This window comes from Streptomyces graminilatus (assembly GCF_001418565.1).
Classification (GTDB): domain Bacteria; phylum Actinomycetota; class Actinomycetes; order Streptomycetales; family Streptomycetaceae; genus Streptomyces; species Streptomyces graminilatus.
In genome coordinates this window covers 12,215-31,217 of record NZ_LIQQ01000297.1, presented here as the reverse complement: position 1 = coordinate 31,217, position 19,003 = coordinate 12,215, and the positions used below count along the sequence as shown (strand labels likewise).

Annotated in this window: 14 protein-coding genes, 1 pseudogene and 1 riboswitch; of the genes and pseudogenes, 7 read left to right on the top strand and 8 right to left on the bottom strand. The window is 70.8% G+C overall.

Annotated elements, in window-relative coordinates:
- Positions 1-163: 163 nt before the first annotated feature.
- Positions 164-332: riboswitch (cyclic di-AMP (ydaO/yuaA leader) on the top strand.
- Between the two features lie 4 nt (positions 333-336).
- Together AOK08_RS24500 and AOK08_RS24495 are read left to right on the top strand one after the other, a co-directional pair.
- Positions 337-1,341 carry a M23 family metallopeptidase gene (locus tag AOK08_RS24500; RefSeq protein WP_055529859.1) on the top strand — a complete coding sequence of 335 codons (1,005 nt, stop codon included), beginning with the start codon at positions 337-339 and terminating at the stop codon, positions 1,339-1,341.
- Positions 1,342-1,563: 222 nt separating this feature from the next.
- A complete protein-coding gene (locus AOK08_RS24495; RefSeq protein ID WP_055529857.1) occupies positions 1,564-2,349 on the top strand; it encodes an SGNH/GDSL hydrolase family protein in 786 nt (261 codons plus the stop codon).
- A 119-nt stretch (positions 2,350-2,468) separates the two neighbouring features.
- Here AOK08_RS24495 and AOK08_RS24490 read toward each other — a convergent pair whose 3' ends face one another.
- Positions 2,469-3,083, bottom strand: a complete 615-nt coding sequence (locus tag AOK08_RS24490; RefSeq protein WP_055529855.1) for a TetR/AcrR family transcriptional regulator — start codon at positions 3,081-3,083, stop codon at positions 2,469-2,471.
- Between the two features lie 161 nt (positions 3,084-3,244).
- On the opposite strand from AOK08_RS24490, the gene AOK08_RS24485 reads away from it, so the two are divergent.
- A complete protein-coding gene (locus AOK08_RS24485) occupies positions 3,245-4,423 on the top strand; it encodes an MBL fold metallo-hydrolase (protein WP_055529853.1) in 1,179 nt (392 codons plus the stop codon).
- 183 nt (positions 4,424-4,606) lie between these two features.
- Here AOK08_RS24485 and AOK08_RS24480 read toward each other — a convergent pair.
- A pseudogene (locus tag AOK08_RS24480) lies at positions 4,607-5,002 on the bottom strand (DegT/DnrJ/EryC1/StrS family aminotransferase); the annotation flags it as partial.
- A 377-nt stretch (positions 5,003-5,379) separates the two neighbouring features.
- Entirely contained in the window at positions 5,380-6,552 is a 1,173-nt protein-coding gene (locus tag AOK08_RS24475; protein ID WP_055529849.1) for a nucleotide disphospho-sugar-binding domain-containing protein, read from the bottom strand.
- 272 nt (positions 6,553-6,824) lie between these two features.
- Here AOK08_RS24475 and AOK08_RS24470 point away from each other — a divergent pair, with 272 nt between their 5' ends.
- The gene (locus AOK08_RS24470) at positions 6,825-8,120 is read left to right on the top strand and encodes an activator-dependent family glycosyltransferase (protein WP_055529847.1); all 1,296 of its coding nucleotides are present in this window, start codon (positions 6,825-6,827) and stop codon (positions 8,118-8,120) included.
- A 41-nt stretch (positions 8,121-8,161) separates the two neighbouring features.
- Here the strand turns inward: AOK08_RS24470 and rfbB are convergent, their stop codons facing one another.
- The gene (gene rfbB / locus AOK08_RS24465) at positions 8,162-9,139 is read right to left on the bottom strand and encodes a dTDP-glucose 4,6-dehydratase (RefSeq protein WP_055529845.1); all 978 of its coding nucleotides are present in this window, start codon (positions 9,137-9,139) and stop codon (positions 8,162-8,164) included.
- A 242-nt stretch (positions 9,140-9,381) separates the two neighbouring features.
- On the opposite strand from rfbB, the gene AOK08_RS42340 reads away from it, so the two are divergent.
- Positions 9,382-10,716 carry a cytochrome P450 family protein gene (locus AOK08_RS42340; RefSeq protein WP_063794121.1) on the top strand — a complete coding sequence of 445 codons (1,335 nt, stop codon included), beginning with the start codon at positions 9,382-9,384 and terminating at the stop codon, positions 10,714-10,716.
- Between the two features lie 18 nt (positions 10,717-10,734).
- Here the strand turns inward: AOK08_RS42340 and rfbA are convergent, their stop codons facing one another.
- The 3 genes from rfbA to AOK08_RS24445 form a co-directional block, all read right to left on the bottom strand.
- Positions 10,735-11,622: a glucose-1-phosphate thymidylyltransferase RfbA gene (gene rfbA, locus AOK08_RS24455; protein WP_055529843.1), complete on the bottom strand. Its 888-nt coding sequence runs from the start codon at positions 11,620-11,622 to the stop codon at positions 10,735-10,737.
- 42 nt (positions 11,623-11,664) lie between these two features.
- Positions 11,665-13,863 (bottom strand): AfsR/SARP family transcriptional regulator, encoded by a 2,199-nt coding sequence (locus AOK08_RS24450; protein WP_198539367.1) that lies wholly within the window; start codon positions 13,861-13,863, stop codon positions 11,665-11,667.
- Positions 13,864-14,010: 147 nt separating this feature from the next.
- Positions 14,011-14,778: an NAD-dependent epimerase/dehydratase family protein gene (locus tag AOK08_RS24445; protein WP_055529839.1), complete on the bottom strand. Its 768-nt coding sequence runs from the start codon at positions 14,776-14,778 to the stop codon at positions 14,011-14,013.
- A gap of 196 nt (positions 14,779-14,974) precedes the next feature.
- Between AOK08_RS24445 and AOK08_RS24440 the strand changes: the two genes are divergently transcribed.
- Together AOK08_RS24440 and AOK08_RS24435 are read left to right on the top strand one after the other, a co-directional pair.
- The gene (locus AOK08_RS24440) at positions 14,975-16,417 is read left to right on the top strand and encodes an NDP-hexose 2,3-dehydratase family protein (RefSeq protein ID WP_055529837.1); all 1,443 of its coding nucleotides are present in this window, start codon (positions 14,975-14,977) and stop codon (positions 16,415-16,417) included.
- 61 nt (positions 16,418-16,478) lie between these two features.
- Positions 16,479-17,492, top strand: a complete 1,014-nt coding sequence (locus AOK08_RS24435) for a Gfo/Idh/MocA family protein (RefSeq protein ID WP_055529835.1) — start codon at positions 16,479-16,481, stop codon at positions 17,490-17,492.
- A 591-nt stretch (positions 17,493-18,083) separates the two neighbouring features.
- Here AOK08_RS24435 and AOK08_RS24430 read toward each other — a convergent pair.
- Complete coding sequence (locus AOK08_RS24430; protein ID WP_055529902.1) at positions 18,084-18,866, bottom strand: alpha/beta fold hydrolase; 783 nt, start codon at positions 18,864-18,866, stop codon at positions 18,084-18,086.
- Positions 18,867-19,003 lie beyond the last annotated feature (137 nt).

Below are 19,003 nucleotides of genomic sequence, written 5' to 3'. Positions count from 1 at the left end.
TAAGGGAGTTTCCGGGGTTCAAAGATCCGAATTCACGGACAGTGACCGGGAATTTCGGAGAGGATCACAGGAAATCCGTACACCGGGAACCGGAGGCTTGTTTCCGTGCGTCCTGGTCGCTTACGTTCGCCACCCATCCGGACGGACGCCCAATCCTGCCGCCGCCCGGAACCCGCCTCGAACACCCGACAACGGCAGGAGCGGGGGACCCACAGGCAGTACGCCTGTTCCGGTCTCCGGAACAGGCTTGGGGTCAAGTCACGTTCAGGCGTGGCCGGACATCTCCAGTCCGCACCCGACAGCTCACCTCGCAGGCGCCCGGAGAAGGAATTCGCCATGCCCGCGAAGGGTAAGCACCGCCGTCCCAAGCCTCCGCGATTCACCCGTTCGATAGCCGTCGCCGGAACCGGCGGAGCGGCTCTCGCCCTGCCGTTGCTGGGAGCCACCGGCGCCCACGCGACCACGCCGGACTCCGCGGCCCGTTCCGTGTCGTCGCCTTCGGAAACGGCCGGGACCGCAGCGGTCGATTCGGTGTACGCGAAGACGGCAAAGTCCGAAAAGGCCTCCGCGTCCGCGCACTGGGCCGCCAGGAAGGCGGGCGTCAGGACCTACTCGGTCCGGTCCGGCGACTGCCTCTCGAAGATCGCCCAGGAGCAGAGGGTCAGCGGTGGCTGGCAGAAGCTCTACGAGGACAACCGCACCGCTGTGGGTACCGATCCGAGCCTGATCCACCCCGGCCTCAAGCTGACGATCGGCAAGAGGGCCGAGTCGGCCTCTTCACCGTCCTCGTCATCCTCCTCATCTTCCTCCTCCTCTTCTTCTTCCTCCTCTTCCTCTTCGAGCGCCTCTTCCTCGGATTCCGCGGCTGCCGACGGAAGCGCGACGGCCGGGACCTCCGCGACGGCCAAGGCCGCCGACACCGGCACCTCCAGCGGCTACAACCTCCCCGTGGAAGGCGCCGTCATAGGCACCGGCTACCACGTGGCGGGCAGCATGTGGGCCAGCGGCTACCACACGGGCGTCGACTTCGTCGTCCCGACCGGTACGCCCCTCAAGGCCATCGCCGCCGGTACCGTCGTCACCGCCGGCTGGGGCGGTGCGTACGGCAACCAGGTCGTCATCCAGCTCGCCGACGGCTACTACGCCCAGTACGCGCACCTCTCCCAGCTCTCCGTCTCGGCCGGGCAGACGGTGACGGCGGGTCAGCAGATAGGCCTCTCCGGTGCCACCGGCAACGTGACCGGACCGCACCTGCACTTCGAGATCCGCACCACCCCGGACTACGGCTCGGACGTCGACCCGATCGCGTACCTCCGCTCGAAGGGCGTCGCCGTCGGCTGACGCGCGTACGTTCCGCGAGACCACGGGCCGAAGGCCGGTCCCCGCTCCAGGGGACCGGCCTTCGGCCCGTCCCGGCTCGGGGCGGCCCGTTATTCCGGATTGGCCAACACTTGACGAGTGGCCTATCTCACCGGCCGTCAACCCCTTCCTACGGTCGCGTAGCTCACATCGGAAGGTGAATCATGGGCCGATGTGGCAGACGATTCGAAGAATGACAGCAGAGTGATCGGGTCGTACGTGGCGGTGGGGGACAGCTTCACCGAAGGCGTCGGCGACCCCGGCCCCGACGGGTCGTTCGTCGGCTGGGCCGACCGGTTCGCGGTACTCCTCGCGGACCGGCGCCCCGAGGGCGACTTCGACTACACGAACCTCGCGGTACGCGGCAGGCTCCTCGACCAGATCGTGGCCGAGCAGCTTCCCGTCGCCCGGGAACTGGCGCCCGACCTGGTCTCCTTCTGTGCGGGCGGCAATGACATCATCCGGCCCGGCAGCGACCCGGACGAGGTCGCCGAACGCTTCGAGCGGGCGGTGATCGGTCTGACCTCGGTGGTCGGCACGGTCATGGTGACGACCGGCTTCGACACCCGCAACGTGCCGGTGCTGAAGCACATGCGCGGCAAGATCGCCACGTACAACGGGCACCTGCGGGCCATCGCGGACCGGTACGGCTGCCCCGTGCTCGACCTGTGGTCCCTGAAGACCATCCAGGACCGCAGGGCCTGGGACGGTGACCGGCTGCACCTCTCGGCGGAGGGCCACACGCGCGTGGCGCTGCGCGCGGGCCAGGTCCTCGGCCTGGACATCCCGGCCGACCCGGACCAGCCCTGGCCGGCCCTGCCTCCCCGAGGCACGCTGGAGATCCGCCGCGACGACGTCCACTGGGCACGCGACTACCTCGTCCCGTGGATCGGGCGCCGCCTGCGGGGAGAGTCGTCGGGCGACGACGTGACGGCGAAGGGCCAGCTGTCGCCGGACGACATCAAGAGCCGCATCGACCGGGTGGCGTGAATACCTCTGCTCTCCGACGCCGGGCGGGCGTATTCAGCCCGTCCGGCGTTTGCGGACGAGGCCGTTCAGGCCGATAGCGGGGGGCTGGGGGCGGCAGCCCCAGAGACGCCCACACCATTTCACCCGCCGGACGTCAACGCGCCCCGCGCCAACCCCAGTTCCCCAGCCAGCGCGGCGTCCACCCACTGCTCGGCCCGCGCCCGTGACACCCCCTCGTACGCCGTCATCTGAACGGCCAGCCCGTCCAGCAGCGCGGTGAGCCGCAGGGCTGTGCCCGCCGGGTCGGGGCACTCGAACTCACCCGCGGCGACCCCTTCCGCGACGACCTCGGTGATCGCGGCCTTCCAGCGCCGGTCCAGATCACCGGCGACCTCCCGCAGCACCGGATCGCGCAGCGACACCGCCCAGCCCTCGATCCACAGCCGCCAGCCCTTGGCCTGACCGGTCGGCGCGTACCAGCGCACGGCGGACCGCAGTCGGCGCAGCGCCGGGGAACGGCGCCCGAGGAGCTTGCCCAGGTGGGTGAGGTCCGCCTCGGCGGCGTACCGGAACGCGGCGGCGACCAGCTTCTCCTTGGACGAGAAGTGGTACAGCACCAGCGCGTTGCTCACCCCGAGGACGGCGGCCACGTCGGCGATCCTGACCGCCGCCACACCCCGTATCCCGATCTGCTCGATGGCGGCCCGCAGCAACTCCTCGCGCCGCTCCGCCACGCCCAACCGCACCCTTGCCACGCGGTCACACTAATCGGTCACCGGCACCGCCCGAACCGCTCCGCGTACCGTCCGGAACATTGGTCTTTCCTTGGAAAGTCCCGCCCGGCACGCGCGTGAAGCCGGACTGTCGGAGGGGGCGACGATAATGGAATGCCTGACCGACTCCACCTGGAGGTACCGTGACCGGATTCCCCTCTCCGAGCCCGGGGCTGCGCGCGCTGCGGCCCGCCGCCTTCGGTGCGGACCCGAGGGGGGAGCGCCTGGCGCGGATCCACAGATCGCCGCACTTCGCGAACGGTGTCTTCCAGAATCCGCCGGGTACGCCACGGCCGGACGGCGCGATGCTCGAATTCGCCAAGTCCTCCCTGCGCAAGGAGGACCGGGTCCGCCGCGCCCCCGCGGGAACCGTGCCGGTGCACGCCACGACGGTCGCCGACCTCGCCAAACCCCCGGTCAGCGGTCTCCGGCTGACCTGGATGGGCCACTCCAGCGTGCTCACCGAGATCGACGGACAGCGCGTGCTCTTCGACCCCGTCTGGGGTGAGCGCTGCTCGCCGTTCGCCTTCGCCGGGCCCAAGCGGCTGCATCCGGTGCCCCTGCCGCTGGCCGCGCTCGGGCCGGTCGACGTCGTCGTCATCTCGCACGACCACTACGACCACCTGGACATGCCCACGATCAAGGCGCTGGCCGGCACGGACACCCTGTTCGCGCTGCCGCTCGGGGTCGGCGCCCACCTGGAGCACTGGGGCGTCTCGGCGGACCGGCTGCGCGAGCTGGACTGGCACGAGGCGACGAAGGTGGGCGGCCTGACCCTGACCGCCACCCCGGCCCGGCACTTCTGCGGTCGCGGTCTGCGCAACACCCAGCACACCCTGTGGGCCTCCTGGGTCGTCGCCGGTGAGGAGCACCGGGTGTACCACAGCGGTGACACGGGGTACTTCGAGGGCTTCCGGGACATCGGCGCCGAACACGGCCCGTTCGACGCGACGATGATCCAGATCGGGGCCTACAGCGAGTTCTGGCCCGACATCCACATGACCCCCGAGGAGGGCATGCGTGCCCATCTCGACCTCCAGGGCGGGGTGGCCGGCGGTCTGATGCTGCCGATCCACTGGGGGACCTTCAATCTGGCGGGCCATCCGTGGACGGAGCCCGGTGAGTGGACGAAGGCTGCTGCCGATGGGGTGGGGCAGGCGGTTGCTCTTCCTGTTCCTGGGCAGCCGTTCGAGCCGGCCGGGGTGCTGCCTGTCGAGGCGTGGTGGCGGGGTGTGGGGTACGTGCCCGACCGCAGGTGGCCTGTTCCGGAGGTTCCTGCGAAGGCGGGTCATGCGGACCTCGATCTTGTGAGCGAGGCCTGAGCGTGGATGAGCTCAGGGGCGGGACGGAGGTCCTGTGGCTGTGCCGGAGGTCGAGCGGCGGCAACCGCTGCGGCTGATCGATCGGGCGACGGTGGGCTCGAGGCCCGGGCCGTGGCCCAGGGCCGTACGGGACGCTGTTTGGTGCGTCCCGTACGGCCCTGGGCCCGGTCGGCGCCCGGCCGCTCAGTGGGACAGCGTCACATACTCGATCAGCGTGTCGATGCTGTGGTCGATCATCTCGTCGGTGAGCCCCGGGTACACCCCGATCCAGAACGTCCGCTCGGTCGTGATGTCGCTGTTGGTGAGGGGGCCGCTGACTCGGAACTCGCGTCCCTCGTAGGCGGGGTGGCGGGTGAGGTTGCCGGCGAAGAAGCGCCGGGTGGCGACCTTGCTGGTCTCCAGGTGGTCGATGAGCGCGAACGGCGCGTTCGGCGCGACCGTGATGGCGAAGCCGAACCGGCTCGGGTCGCTGCCCGGTGTCGCCTCCGGGAGCAGCAGGTGCGGCAATCCGTCCAGGCCCTCCCGCAGCCGGGCCCAGTTGTGCCGGCGAGCCGTGCCGAACCCGTCGACGCGGCTCAGACCGACCGGCGACAGGCGCCGAAGGCGTGGGGAGATGGCAGAACGGGCACCGGCCCACATGATCATGGAGTCCTCGCGATGCTGCACTTCGGCGCCTCCTCCTGCCGGCGATCGAGGGCGACCCGGAGAAGAAGCGGAAGGATCTGCTCGAATCCGCCCTGGAAACCCTGGACTCGTCGGCCGCGGAAGACCCGTGAGCCCAGGGCCGGCGTCTCGGCACCGGGACCGCGGTCCGTCCCCGGCCGAGGCTCTGGCTACCCGCGCCGAGCCGGGTCCGGGGCCGGACTCGGCGCCCCGAGACCCGTCCGAGGCGGTGACTCCGCGCCATGAGCCGGGTGCCGGCTCGGGGAGATCACCCGCTGTCGGTCACCACGTTCTCAGCCGGCTGCGACCAGCTCCTCCAGGTCGGCGACGACCTGGGACGGCGCGGGCATCCGGGCGATCTCCTCGCGCAGCTCCGCCGCCGCCTTCTCATAGGACGACTCGCCGAGCAGAGCGGCCACGGCCTCGCGTACCGGCTCCGGCTCGTCCTGCCGCGCGACGTCCTCGATGGTGATGCCCGCGCCCACCCGGGCCAGCGCGTCGCCGTGCCAGAACTGGTCCGCCAACTGGGGCAGGACGAGCTGCGGCAGACCGAAGGCGCTCGCGGTCATCGCGGTGCCCGAGCCGCCGTGGTGGACGACGGCACGGCAGGAGCCGAGCAGCAGGTGCAGCGGGACGGGGTCAATGACGCGTACGTTGCCGGGGACCTCGCCGAGCGCCTCGCGGTACTCCTCGTCCACGGTGGCGAGCACCTCGGTGTCCGACAGCCCTCCAAGCGCGTCCAGGACGTTTCGCATGAGGGGGACGCCGTTGTACGCGAGGGTGTGTCTGCCCAGAGAGACGGCGACACGCTTGGCCGTTCCTCGCTCCCGAGCGTCGCGCCGGAGCCACTCGGGCAGCCGGCCGTTGCCGTTGAAGGGCACGAAGCGCATGGGGGTGCCGGGAGTCGTGCCGGCCAGCTGGAGGCTGGGCGGGCAGGGGTCGAGCACCACGGCCGGGCGCGGGAGGCCGGTCAGGCCCCGCTCCGCGAGGATGTCCTTGAACCAGGTCTCGCCCGCGCCGCGGACCTGGTCCGAGACGGGGTCGACGCCCCAGCGCTGGTGCACCACGGGAACGCCGAGCTCGTCCCCCACGAACAGCGAGATGAACTCGATCGGGTCGGCGACGACCAGGTCGGGGCCGAAGTCGCGGGCCAGGTCCAGGTACGCGGGCAGCACCTCCAGCGTCTGGGGTATCCACGGGGCGCCGACCATGGAGAGCTGCTCCATGGTCGGCCTGCCCAGGGCCTGCAGAGGCCGCTTGTCGCCGAGGTACTGGACGATCATGTCGTCCAGTCCGAGCCGGTCGCCGATGCCCACGGCGTTCAGGCCCGCTGACGCGGCCGCGCCGACCACCTCCTCGCGGCCGACGACCAGCACCTCGTGCCCTGCTGCGCGCAGCCCCCATGCGAGCGGGACCAACGGGGTGAAATGGGTCGGAACGGGGGTGCTGATCATAAGGACGCGCATTGTCGTCTCCTGTCGGTCCTGCCGAGATTGTGTGCCGGTGGGGACAGGACGGACGGCCGGCTCGCAGTCGAAGCGGGTCCCCACGCCCGTATCGATCGATCGGGGGAACCAGACCAGCACGTGTGCCCGGCCGCTGACCAGGAAGGCCGGGCAACTCTGGTCGATCGACCAGAAGCATCGGAGGGAGGCGTCGTGGGCCCCTCGACACCCGTGCCGGAGCCGACCAACGATCGTCGAGAAGGCATTGAGGTCGCGCCTCTAGCGTTTGGGCCATGCGCGTACTCTTCGTGACACTGGCAGTCAAGACACACTTCTTCGTTCAGGCCCCGTTGGCGTGGGCCCTGCGTGCCGCTGGGCACGAGGTCTACGTCGCCAGCCAACCGGATCTCATGGACGACATCACCGCGACCGGCCTCACCGCGGTGCCGGTGGGGCCGCCGCTGGCGGCGGAGGCGGGGATGGAGGTCGCCCGCCAGCAGTACGAGGCAGCCGCCGTGCGGCTCGCCGACCCGCCCAACCCGCAGGACCTGATGCGGTTCCAGGAACTGCGCCCCGAGAAACTCACCTACGACTTCACCCACGGCGTGTTCACGGTGATGACCTCGACGGTGTTCCAGAACTTCTCCGCCGAGCGGACGATCGACGACCTGGTGGACCTGGGTCGGCGCTGGCAGCCCGACCTGGTCATCTGGGACACGACCATGATGGGCGCCGCTGTGGCGGCCCAGGCCTGCGGCGCGGCACACGCCCGGCTGCTGTACGGCCTGGACCTCGTGGGCCGGATGCGGGAGACCTATCTGGCCGAGGTCGACCGCCGCGACCCCGGGCTGCGGGAGGACCCGCTCGAGGAGTGGCTCACCCGGGCGAGCGCCCGCTACGGGGGCGGGTTCTCCGAGGAACTGGTGGTCGGGCAGTGGACCATCGACCCCACACCCTCCTCGATGCGCCTGGCGGTGGACCACCCGTACGTCCCGGTCCGGCACATCCCCCACAACGGACCGTCCGTCGTGCCCGACTGGCTGCGCGAACCGCCCAAGCGGCGGCGGGTCTGCCTGACCCTGGGGCTCTCCTTCCGCGATGTGCAGGGGGGAGGCCAGGCCTCGGCCTCGACCCTGCTCGAAGCGCTCGCGGAACTGGACGCCGAAGTCGTGGCGACGCTGTCGCCCGAGCAGCTGGCCGCCGCCGGCACCCTGCCCGACAACGTGCGGGCCGTCGACTTCGTGCCGCTGAACGAGCTGCTGCCGACCTGCTCGGCCATCGTTCACCACAGCGGCTACGGCACCTGGCAGAACGCCCTGGTGCACGGCGTACCGCAGGTAATCGTGGCCAGCGACGTGTGGGACGGCGTTCCCCGGGCGGAGCTGATCGACGCGGCCGGCGCCGGCGTGTCCCTGCCGGCGGGCGCGGCTCCCGAGGACATCCGGGACGCCGTCGCACGGGTGCTGGAGGATTCGGCGTACGCCGAGAAGGCGGCGGCGCTGAGCGCGGAGATCCGTGCCACGCCCGCGCCGACCGACCTCATCCCGGAACTCGAGCGACTGACCGCCGAGCACCGGCGTCCGGCGTAGCCGCAGAACGCCGGGGCCCGGAACACGGGACGCGCTCGCTGTCAGCCGGTCGACAGCGGGCGCGTTCCGCTTTTGAGGGGTTCCCACCAGGCTCGGTTGTCGCGGTACCAGGCGACCGTGGCCGCCAGACCCGCGGCGAAGTCGTGCCGGGGAAGGTAGCCGAGCTCCCGGCGGGCCTTGCCGTCGTCGAGTGAGTAGCGCAGGTCGTGACCCTTGCGGTCGGCAACCCGGCGCACACTGCTCCAGTCGGCCCCGCAGGCCTCCAGGAGCAGCTCGGTCAGCTCGCGGTTGGTCAGTTCGGTGCCGCCCCCCAGGTGGTAGATCTCGCCGGCGCGGCCGTGGGCGCGTACCGCCTCCACTCCCCGGCAGTGGTCCTCGACATGGACCCATTCCCGTACGTTCGTGCCCTCGCCGTACAGCGGGACCGGCTCGCCGTCCAGGAGGTTGGTGACGAACAGCGGGATGACCTTCTCCGGGAACTGGCGCGGCCCGTAGTTGTTCGAACACCGGGTGACGCGTACGTCCAGGCCGTGGGTGCGGTGACAGGCCAGGGCGAGCAGGTCGGAGGAGGCCTTGGCGGCGGAGTAGGGGGAGTTGGGGGCGAGCGGGTGGTCCTCGGTCCACGAGCCCGAGGCTATGGAGCCGTACACCTCGTCCGTCGACACGTGCACGAACGGTCCGACGCCGTGCCGCAGCGCGGCCTCCAGGAGTACGTGCGTCCCCAGCACGTTGGTCCGTACGAAATCCTCCGAGCCCGTGATCGACCGGTCCACGTGCGACTCGGCGGCGAAGTGCACCACCTGGTCGGCCTCGGCCACCAGCCGGTCCACCAGGGCGGTGTCGCAGATGTCGCCCTGGACGAACCTCAGGCCGGGACGGCCCAGGTCGAGGTTGGCGAGCGAGCCCGCGTACGTGAGCTTGTCCAGCACGGTGACGTGCGGCGGGGAGGGGGCGTCGAGCAGCATCCTGACGTACGCCGAACCGATGAACCCGGCTGCGCCGGTGACCAAGATATTCATGTGTGCGAGCGTGGCAGGCGGACTTCGAGGACCGGCCGAGGCCCTCTGAACTCCCGTACGGCCCGACGGATCCCCGCGCCCGTCTGGAATGTCCCTGGAATGCCGCCGGAGGATTCCTGGTGGATTCCTGGTGGACGGCTCGCGGATCACTCGCGGCCCGCTCAACGGCACCGGGTGCTGTGCCGGGCGCCGTACAGCTGGTGTCGAGGAGTCCGAGATCGGCCTCGCCTAGCGTCCGGGGCATGGTGGCGACTCTGAGCGAGAATGAACTGGGGCACGTCCTGCTGACTCTGCGGGGTGTCCAATGGATCATGGGAACCAAGGGCGATCCGTACGCCCTCGTGCTGCGGGCGTCCGACGACGACCCGCACGACGTCGGGCGCGCGGCCCGCGAGCGCGGTGCCCTCTTCTGGAGCAGTGCCCAGGCCTGGGTGACGGCCGATCACGAGCTGGTCTCGGCGGTACTGGACGATCCCCGGCTGACCCCGAGCCCCAGTGCGGGCTGGGTGCCGCTCGACGTGGGGCAGCCCGCCCCCTGGGTGGTGCCCGGGCTGCGGAACGTGCTGCCGCTCGCCGGGCTGGCGACCGAACTGGAGAGGCACGAGTACGAGCGGCTGCGGGGCTGGGCGGCATCGGCGATCGCGGACACCGCGGCTTCCGAGCGGTGGCAGGCGGCCGGCGACCGGATCTTCCTCGACCGTATCGCGGGCCTGGGGGAGCGGTTCGACCTGATGGCCGATCTCGTCCGGCCCGCCGTGGTGGCGTTCACCGGGCTGCTGCTCGGCATGGAGCCGCAGTCCCGGCACGGTGCCCGGTTCGCGCTCCTCGGTGAACAGGCCGTGGGCGCGCTGGACGCGACACTGTGCCCGCCCGGTCCGGCCACGGCCCGACGGCTGGCGACCACGCTGCCCGAGCTGGCCGGGCTGCTCACCGAGGTGATCGGTGCGACCGGCGACGGCGACTACGACGGCGGCGCGGCAACGGAGGACGACAGTGTCGTCGCCCGGCTGCTGGGCACCGCGACAGCGCACGGGGCACCCCTCGACGTGGACGTCCACACGGTGAGCGCGCTGCTCGCGACGGGCGGCGCCGAGCTGGCCGCGGATCTGCTCTGCAACGCGGTGGACGCGCTGCTGGACCACCCCGACCAGTGGGAACTGCTCCGCGCGGATCCGGGCCTCGTTCCCGCGGCGATCGACGAGACCCTTCGATACGCGCCGCCGGTCCGGCTCCACCGGCTGTACGCGCGTGAGGAGTTCGAGCTGGCCGGCAACACGATCGCCGTGGGTGAGGAAGTGGTGGTACTGATCGAGGCGGCCCAGCATGACCCCTCGGTTCACGAGGCTCCCGACCGCTTCGACCTCCGAAGGGCGACCCGCGCCCGCCACTTCGTGCACGCCGAGGGCGTCTGGAGCGGCCTCGTCGGTCCGCTGGTCCGGCTGCAGGCGGAGGCGGGACTGCGGGCCATCGTGACCGCAGTCCCGCTGATCAGCCGTACGGGCGAGGTACCGCGCCGTCTCAGGTCGCCCCTCACCCGTGGTGTGCTGCGCTTCCCCGCGGCCGGCGGCGCCTCGTGATCGTGGGCCGCCCCGGGGTCACAGGTGGACCGGGGCGGCCACTTCCCCCGCGATGGCCATCACGTAGCGGCCGTAGTCGGAATTGCCCAGCCGTGCTCCCAGCCGGTGGCACTCCTCGGCGCTGATGAAGCCCCTGCGCAGCGCGATCTCCTCCAGGCAGGCGATCCGCACCCCCTGCCGTTCCTCCAGCGTCCGCACGTACAGCGCCGCTTGGAGGAGTGATTCGGGCGTCCCCGTGTCCAGCCAGGCGAAGCCGCGCCCGAGATCCACGAGTCGTGCTCGTCCGCGCTCCATGTAGGCGAGGTTCAGGTCGGTGATCTCCAGCTCGCCACGGGGCGAGGGCCGCAGTCCGGAGGCGAGTTCCACGACGTCGCTGTCGTAGAAGTACAGGCCGGTGACCGCTCGGTTGGACCGCGGCTTCACGGGCTTCTCCTCAAGGGAGACGATCCGCCCGGTGGCGTCCGTCTCGGCGACGCCGTAGCGCTCGGCATCGTGGACGGTGTAGCCGAACAGCACGCATCCCGACACGTTCTCCCGCTCCCGCAGGAGCAGGGTGGAGAAGGAGTTGCCGTGGAAGATGTTGTCGCCGAGCACCAGCGCCACCGAGTCGTCCCCGATGTGGTCCGCGCCGATGACGAAGGCCTCCGCGATACCGCGGGGCTCGGCCTGTGCCGCGTATTCGATACGGAGGCCGAGCTGGCTTCCGTCACCGAGAAGGCGGTGGAACAACGGAAGATCGGGCGGCGTAGTGATGATCAGGATATCTCTGATGTCGGCCAGCATGAGGACCGAAAGCGGATAGTAGATCATGGGTTTGTCACCCACGGGGAGCAACTGCTTGGAAACGGCGAGCGTTATCGGTTGCAGTCTGCTGCCGGTGCCACCGGCAAGGATTATTCCCTTCATGTTGCGAAATGCTATTCACAGGAATGCGTGCGTCACAAGATTTCAATTACTAAATTGAGACGGCGTTGAGGTGTCGTCGAGATTCCCTTGCGCATCGGCGAGGGTCGATTCCAGGAGTTCCGCCGCGTAGGCGAGGACGAGCGGGGCGTAGCCGTAACGGGCTGTCCCGTCCGGCGCGCGGTCCGAATTCAGCAAGTGGTGGCCGGCCAGGGCCTCCAGGACGCGTTCCATGTCGGGGACCCGCCAGCCCAGCACCCCGGCCGCCTGCGCGGCGGTGAACGGGAGGTTCCCGCGCATGCCGAGCAGCCGGAACACGGCCTGCTCGGTGCGGCTCAGGTTCCGGTAACTCACGTCGAAGCGGGACCGTACGTCGAGGTCCCCGCAACGGACCTCGTCCAGGATGCGCGGGGTGGTGTCGAGCAGTTCGGCCATGTCGCGCAGAGTGGAGCCGGGCAGGGCCGCGAGGCGGCCACCGACACCGCGCAGGGCCAGCGGATGCCGCCCCAGCAGCGTCACGATCGTGTCCGCGGCCTCGGGTTCCCCGGCCGTGCGCCGCCCGCCCACCGCGCCGGCCAGCAGCCGCCCGGCCTCGGCCCGGCCGGGCGGGCCGAGCTCGACGACGTACGAGGTCGCCGTCGGCCGGGGCATCCGGCGCCGGCCGGTGACCAGCGCGGCGCAGCGCGGACCGCCGGGCAGCAGGGGGTGTACCTGCTCCGCCGAGGCGGCGTCGTCGAGTACGACCAGTACGCCGCGCCCGGCGGTGACGTCGCGGAACAGGGCCTGCCGTGCCGCGGCGCCCGGCGGTATTCGGGCGGCCGGTACTCCCAGAGCGCGCAGGAATTCGTCCAGCACCCCGAACGGGGCGCGGGGGTGGCCCGAGGAGCCGCGCAGGTCCGCGTAGAGCTGCCGGTCAGGAAAGCGGGTGCGCAGCAGGTGCGCCGCGTGGACGGCCAGGACGCTCTTGCCGATGCCGGGCGGCCCCGTCACCACGCCGACCGCGGGCTCCGTGCTCGCCCGGCCCGGGGAGACTCCCGACAACGCGCCCGTCAACTCGTCGAGCGCGGCCTCGCGTCCGACGAAGTCCACGAGGTCGTGCGGCAGTTGGGCCGGGGCGGCGAACGGGTTGGCCGGGGTGTCGGCCGGTGCCGGGCTCGGGCCCTCCGCGTCCGCGGACCTGAGCGGTGGCGCGGACCTGAGGGTGGGCGCCGAGGGGGTGGCGTGTGCGAGGACGGTCGCGTTCGCGGGCGAGGCCAGTGCCGTCGGCGACGGAGCCGGCAGCCGTGCCGGAACCGGCACGCGCATCGACATCGCGAGGGCTCCGTCCGTGTCTCCGGCCGCGTACGAGGAGAGGGCCGACGGCCCCGGTGGGGCGGCGAGCGTGAGAACGGCCGCGCCGGCGGGCACCCTCGCCGGTGCGGGTACGGACAGTGTGCCCGGAGCCGGAGCCGCGGGTACTGGTGTCGGTACGGCGAAGGTTTGAGGGGCGTCCTCTGTTGTCGTGCCGGACGAGACGATCACACGGCCCGGGGTCCGGGTGGGACCGGGCGGGCCCTGGTCGGGGTCGGTCAGCAGGGTCTGGTGCAGGAGTGCGAGGTCCCGGCCCGGTTCGAGGCCGAGGTCGTCGAGCATGGTGCGCCGAAGGCTCCGGTACAGCTCAAGTGCCTCGTGACGTCTGCCCGAGCGGTGCAGGGCGAGCATCAGCAGGGCGTGCAGATGTTCATGGTGAGGGTGGGCCAGGACGAGGGACTTGAGTTCGCTGACGAGTTCCCGGTGCCGGCCCAGCTCCAGATCCGCCTCGATCCGCAGTTCCAGGATGCGGAAGCGCAGCTCTTCGAGCCGGGTGACGTACGACTGCAGACGTCCGCCGACCGTCACGCCCCCGAGTGCCGGGCCCCGCCACAGGGCGAGGGCGAGGCCCAGCGTCCGGGCGGCTGCCGTCGTGTCGCCCCGGCGGAGAAGTTCCTGGCCGTCGGCGGCCTCCCGTTCGAAGCGGTGCACGTCGACGTCGTCCGGCGGTACGAGCAGGCTGTAGCCGCCCGGCAGAGTGCGCACCAGCGCGTCCTCGCCCTGCTCCGCGAGGATTCTCCGGAGCTTGTAGATATATGTCTGCACGGTGGTGACGGCGCTCGGCGGTGGCGTTTCCTGCCACAGTTCGTCGATCAGCTCTGATGCCTGTACGACGGTGGAGTGCCGCAGCATGAGAAGTGCGACGACCTGTCGTGCCTTGGGTGCCGTCGGCATGACATCGCGCCCTTGCGAGAGAAACTGCACAGGGCCCAGCATTCGGCATTCCACGCATGCCTCCTGTCGCGTCGCGCGTATTCGTGGAAGGTGAATCGGACGGATCGGTTGAATCACATGAATCGGTGAAAGGGCGGGGCGGGGAATTCATTCCCGAAGAAGGACGGTGTCCTCGGCGGCCTCGGCGTGGACATAGCGGTCGAGGAGCCCCTCGAGATAGGACCGGCCGCCCGGTGGGCACGCGTCCGGGACCAGCAGCCGCAGGCGCTCGACGGACACCTGCGTCCGCACGGCGTAGCCGTCGACCACCAGCCGCACGGCTCGCGTCCCCAGCCTTCGCTCCACGCCGGCGACGATGTCCTCGATCGCGTACGGCGTGCCCGACGCGATGTTCACCGTGTCGTCCCGCACACCCCGCGCGAGCAGCCCGTCCAACGCCCTGACCACGTCACGGACGTCCACCAGGTCGCGGTGTGCGCCCCGGTACACGGTCACCGTGCCGGCGGCGACCTGCCGGACCAGCGTGGGCAGCAGTTGGTGCGGACGCTGGCCCCGGCCGACCACGTGACTCAGCCGGAGGATCAGCCAGGGGGCGCCGGACGCCCGTACCGACTCCTCCAGCGACAGCTTGTGTTGGCCGTACGCGGTGGCCGGGGCAAGCGCGACGGACTCGTCCGCCGGTGCCGTCGTCGCGCCGTACAGCGCGTGCGACGCGGTGGACAGGAAGACGAGCAGGCGTCCCGAGCGGCGGCACGACTCGGCGGTGGCCATGACCAGATCCCGCTCGTTCCGGAACTCCGCCGCGGTGTCCACGGGGGTGCTCGACACCCCAGCGGCCAGCACGGTGACCTGGGGGTACGAACCTGCCAGCGGTGTGAGGGACCCGGCCAGGAAACCCCGTCCGATGATGTCCATCAGCCCTCCTTCCCGGGAACACGACGGCATTTGTGATGGTGCCGAGTGAACAGCTCGTACCTGGGCACACGCCATAGACGGACGCCTGTGGACGCCGCTGTTAGAAGAAGATCTAAGACCGGGCGGCCCGGCCGTCACGGGCCCCGGAGACCGGTTACGTTCGCCACCGAACCGACCAGATCCGGGGAGACGCCCTATGCCCAGAAGCGAATGGCCCCCGCTCGTCCGGGAACGGCCCGATGCGACGGCGCGGCCCAGTACGACCCTGCCCGCCGTGGAGGACCGACTCGCCGGATTCCAGCGGTGGTTCGGCGAACGTGCCCTTGTCAACCACATGGACGTCGACCGCGTCCCGCTGCACGGGATGACCGGGTGGCTGGGTGAACCCGGCACCGGCAACCTCTGCCATCGCAGCGGCCGGTTCTACTCCATCGAGGGCCTGCAGGTGCAGACCGACCGGGAGTGGCACCCGCAGTGGACCCAGCCCGTCATCGTGCAGCCCGAGACGGGTGTGCTCGGCATGCTGGTGAAGGAGGAGGGCGGCACCCTGCACTGCCTGATGCAGGCGAAGGTCGAGCCCGGCAACATGGGTGGCCTGCAACTGTCGCCGACGGTCCAGGCCACCAGGAGCAACCTCACCGGTGTGCACGGCGGCCGGGCGGTGAAATACGTCGAGTACTTCACGGACGCGGGCGCGGGGCACGGGCGGGTCGTGGCGGACTCCCTGCAGTCGGAACAGGGGAGTTGGTTCCTGGGCAAGCGGAACCGCAACATCATCGTCCAGGTCTTCGACGAGATCCCGGTGGAGGACGACTTCCGCTGGCTCACCCTGGACGAGATCGGCGAGCTGCTGCGCTGGGACAACCTCGTCAACATGGACTCACGGACGGTCCTGTCCTGTCTGCCGCCCGCCCTCGTCGCCCGCGCACGCGAGGGCACGCAGTCTCCGGACGACGACTTCGGCGCGGCGGTGCGCGCGTCGTTCGCCGGCGTGGGGCGGCCGGTGGTCACGTCGGACGAGGTGCTCAGCCGGCTCACCGACGTGCGTATGCGCCAACGGCTCGTAACGCGGCGGGTGCCGCTCGACCGGGTCCGTGACGACGGCTGGCAGGTGTCCGAGGACGAGATCGCCCGCCCGGACGGCAAGTTCTTCAGGATCATCGGGGTCGAGGTGCGGGCCGGCCGGCGCGAAGTCGCGAGCTGGGCACAGCCCTTGCTCGCTCCGACCGGACAGGGCACGGTCACCCTCGTGGTACGGCGCCTCGGTGACGTACTGCACGCCCTGGTGCGCTGCCGGGCGGAGGCGGGCACGCTCAATGTGGCCGAACTCGGCCCGACCGTGCAGCACCTCGCGGCCAACTACGCCGACCTGCCCGAGGCTGGCCGTCCGCCCGAGCTGGAGCAACTCGTTCCCGGTAAGGTGCTGACCCGTTTCGACGCCGTGCACTCGGAGGAGGGCGGCCGGTTCCACCACGCCGTCAACCGCTACCGCGTCGTCGAGGCGATCGACGGTGAACTGCTCGACCCACCCGCGGACTTCATGTGGGTGACGCTGGCACAGCTCGCCGAACTGCTGCGGCACAGCAACTACCTCAACGTGGAGCTGCGCAGCCTCATAGCCTGTCTGCACACCCTGTGACCGGTGATCCGCCGGGCCCGTCCACGCCTTCCCGCACGCAGCGACTTCCGGAGTGACGACAATGAGGAATCCGGGCCCCCTGCGCCTCGGTGTACTGGGCTGTGCCGACATCGCCCGGCGGCACATGGTGCCGGCTCTCGTGGCCGACGAGGACATCACGGTGGTGGCCGTGGCGAGCAGAACCGCCGCCAAGGCGGCGAGCTTCGCCGAGAGTTTCGGCTGCGCACCCGTCCACGGCTACGAACGACTCCTCGCCCGGACCGACATCGACGCCGTGTACATCCCGCTGCCCGCGATGCTGCACGCCGAGTGGGTGGACCGGGCGCTCGCGTCGGGGCGCCATGTGCTGGTGGAGAAGCCGCTGACCGCGAGCCACGCGCAGACGGCCGCGCTCGTCGCGTGGGCCCGCGCCCAGAAGCTGGTGCTCTTCGAGAACTTCATGTTCACGCACCACTCCCAGCACGCGCGGGTCAGGGCTTTGCTGGAGAGCGATGAGATCGGTGAACTCCGCGCCTTCTCCGCCACGTTCACCATCCCGCCGCGGCCCGCCGACGACATCCGCTACGACCCGGCGACCGGCGGCGGCGCGCTCCTGGACGTCGGAGTCCACCCCGTGCGCGCGGCCCTCTCCTTCCTGGGCCCCGATCTGGAGGTGGCGGGCGCAGTACTGCGCCGGGACGCCCGCACTGGTGCCGTGCTGTCCGGCCACGCACTGCTGCACACCTCCGAGGGGGTGGCGGCCAGGATCGCCTTCGGCATGGAACACGCCTACGCCTGCGCGTACGAGCTGCACGGCGCCAAAGGACGGCTGACCCTGGACCGGGCCTTCACCCCACCCGCCGACCACCGTCCCGTGGTGCGGATCGAACGGAAGGACGGAAGCCGGGAGCTCCACCTCGAACCGGACCACCAGTTCGCCAACGCGGTACGGGCGTTCGCCACCGCCGTGCGGTACGGAACGGGGCGCGACACCTACGCCGACCTCTCGCTCCAGCAGGCCGCGCTGGTCGACGCGATCACCACGCGGGCGACAACGGTGACCGTGCGCACGCGAGGGGCGCACGCACGGCGCTGATGCCGGGAGGCCGCGCGGGGAAGCGCGGGGGTGGCGACAGCACTCCCGGAGGGAGCCTCACCGGCCGCCGCTGCCAGGAACTCACACGTGCACACAGCGAACTCACACGTGTGCACAGCCACGTCGGCCGCTGTTCACGCCAGGCCGGTCCTCGTCGTGACTGTTCCCGCCGTGCGGTCCTCGAACTCCGGTCGTCCGACCCGCGGTCCTGACGCGGGCCCGCGCCCGGCGAAGGGGGCGTGTACCGCGATGGGCTCCTTCCGCCCGGAACCGCTCCGGGCGGAAGGAGCCCATCGTCAGCGACAGGGCGCCGGCGGTCCTGCCGTGTGTCGGCCGTTCTCCGAAGAGATCGGCCGACGCCTACCTCGGGCCCTGGTCGGTTCGCTTTCCGTCCAGGTTGCCCGCGCGGCTCTTCGTACGCCCCCGGGACCTACGAAGAGCCGCGCGCAGACGGCCTGTTCCTCCGCCGGTCGGCGGCCGGCCGCCACGATGCGCGGACGGACCGCTCCGGTGAATGACCCACCATGACCACCACAATTGAGCTACCCCTGTCCATCGCCGGTAGTGATGTGGCTGCCGGACGCGGACCGGTCAGAGGCCGTGGGCGGCCAGGAACTTGTCCACGTGCTCCAGCCACGCGGGCCCGGCCTCGGCGACCAGATGGCCCGACTGGATCTCCGCGTACTCGGCGCCCGCGATGCCGGCGGCGAGTGCGTGCGAGGCGGCCGGCGAGACGAAGCCGTCCTCCACGGGCGCGACGACCAGCGTCGGGACGGTGATCCGTTCGAGGTCGGCGCTCACGTCCACCGTCCGGGCCAGCGTGAACTGCTCCTCGGCACCCGCCTCGACGGATCCCGCGATCTTCTGCAGCGCGTACTCGATCTGCTCCGGTGCGAACGCCGACAGCATGGTGTCGCCGAACGCCGTCAGGACGGCGAGCTGTGCGTATCCCGTGAAGTCCTGTCGGGCCAGGAAGTCCAGGAACATGGCGGCGGTGATCTTCATGCGCTGGTCGGGAGCGGCGAAGCCCGCCGTCAGGACCAGTCCCTTGACCCGCTCGGGGTGCCGGACCGCGGCCCGTACCGCCACCGCGGCACCGAGCGAGTGGCCGAGCACCGTGAAGGTGTCCTGGCCGGCCGTGTCGGCCGCCGCCACTATCGCGTCGGCCAGCCCGTCGAGCGTGAGCGGCCCTTCGGCGCGCGGGGTGCCGGCGGAACCGGGGTAGTCCGGCGCGACGACAGTGTGCCCGGCGGACAGCGCGGGGATGATCGTGCCGAAGTCGTTCTCCGCTTGCGTGCCCACGTCGTGCGCGAGCAGCAGAGCGGGACCGGAACCCGTGACGGCGGTGGAGAGAACAGGTGAAAGAGACGTCATGGCGGTCACTGTATTGATCGTCCTCTGTACAAAATCCCAGACGTTCGGTGTGCCGGAACGCGGCTCGGCCGCGCGCGTGACGGAGCACGGCACGGCCCCAACTCCCTTGAGCTCACTAGAATTTCTTCTCGATCTCA

Bases quoted from the DNA above. Each gene is read 5' to 3' on its own strand.
- AOK08_RS24445 (WP_055529839.1), bottom strand. From the start codon at position 14,778: ATGGACATCATCGGACGGGGTTTCCTGGCCGGGTCCCTCACACCGCTG.
- AOK08_RS42340 (WP_063794121.1), top strand. From the start codon at position 9,382: ATGGTGGCGACTCTGAGCGAGAATGAACTGGGGCACGTCCTGCTGACT.
- AOK08_RS24435 (WP_055529835.1), top strand. From the start codon at position 16,479: ATGAGGAATCCGGGCCCCCTGCGCCTCGGTGTACTGGGCTGTGCCGAC.
- AOK08_RS24500 (WP_055529859.1), top strand. From the start codon at position 337: ATGCCCGCGAAGGGTAAGCACCGCCGTCCCAAGCCTCCGCGATTCACC.
- AOK08_RS24450 (WP_198539367.1), bottom strand. From the start codon at position 13,863: ATGCCGACGGCACCCAAGGCACGACAGGTCGTCGCACTTCTCATGCTG.
- rfbB (WP_055529845.1), bottom strand. From the start codon at position 9,139: ATGAATATCTTGGTCACCGGCGCAGCCGGGTTCATCGGTTCGGCGTAC.
- AOK08_RS24440 (WP_055529837.1), top strand. From the start codon at position 14,975: ATGCCCAGAAGCGAATGGCCCCCGCTCGTCCGGGAACGGCCCGATGCG.
- AOK08_RS24430 (WP_055529902.1), bottom strand. From the start codon at position 18,866: ATGACGTCTCTTTCACCTGTTCTCTCCACCGCCGTCACGGGTTCCGGT.
- AOK08_RS24470 (WP_055529847.1), top strand. From the start codon at position 6,825: ATGCGCGTACTCTTCGTGACACTGGCAGTCAAGACACACTTCTTCGTT.
- AOK08_RS24475 (WP_055529849.1), bottom strand. From the start codon at position 6,552: ATGCGCGTCCTTATGATCAGCACCCCCGTTCCGACCCATTTCACCCCG.
- rfbA (WP_055529843.1), bottom strand. From the start codon at position 11,622: ATGAAGGGAATAATCCTTGCCGGTGGCACCGGCAGCAGACTGCAACCG.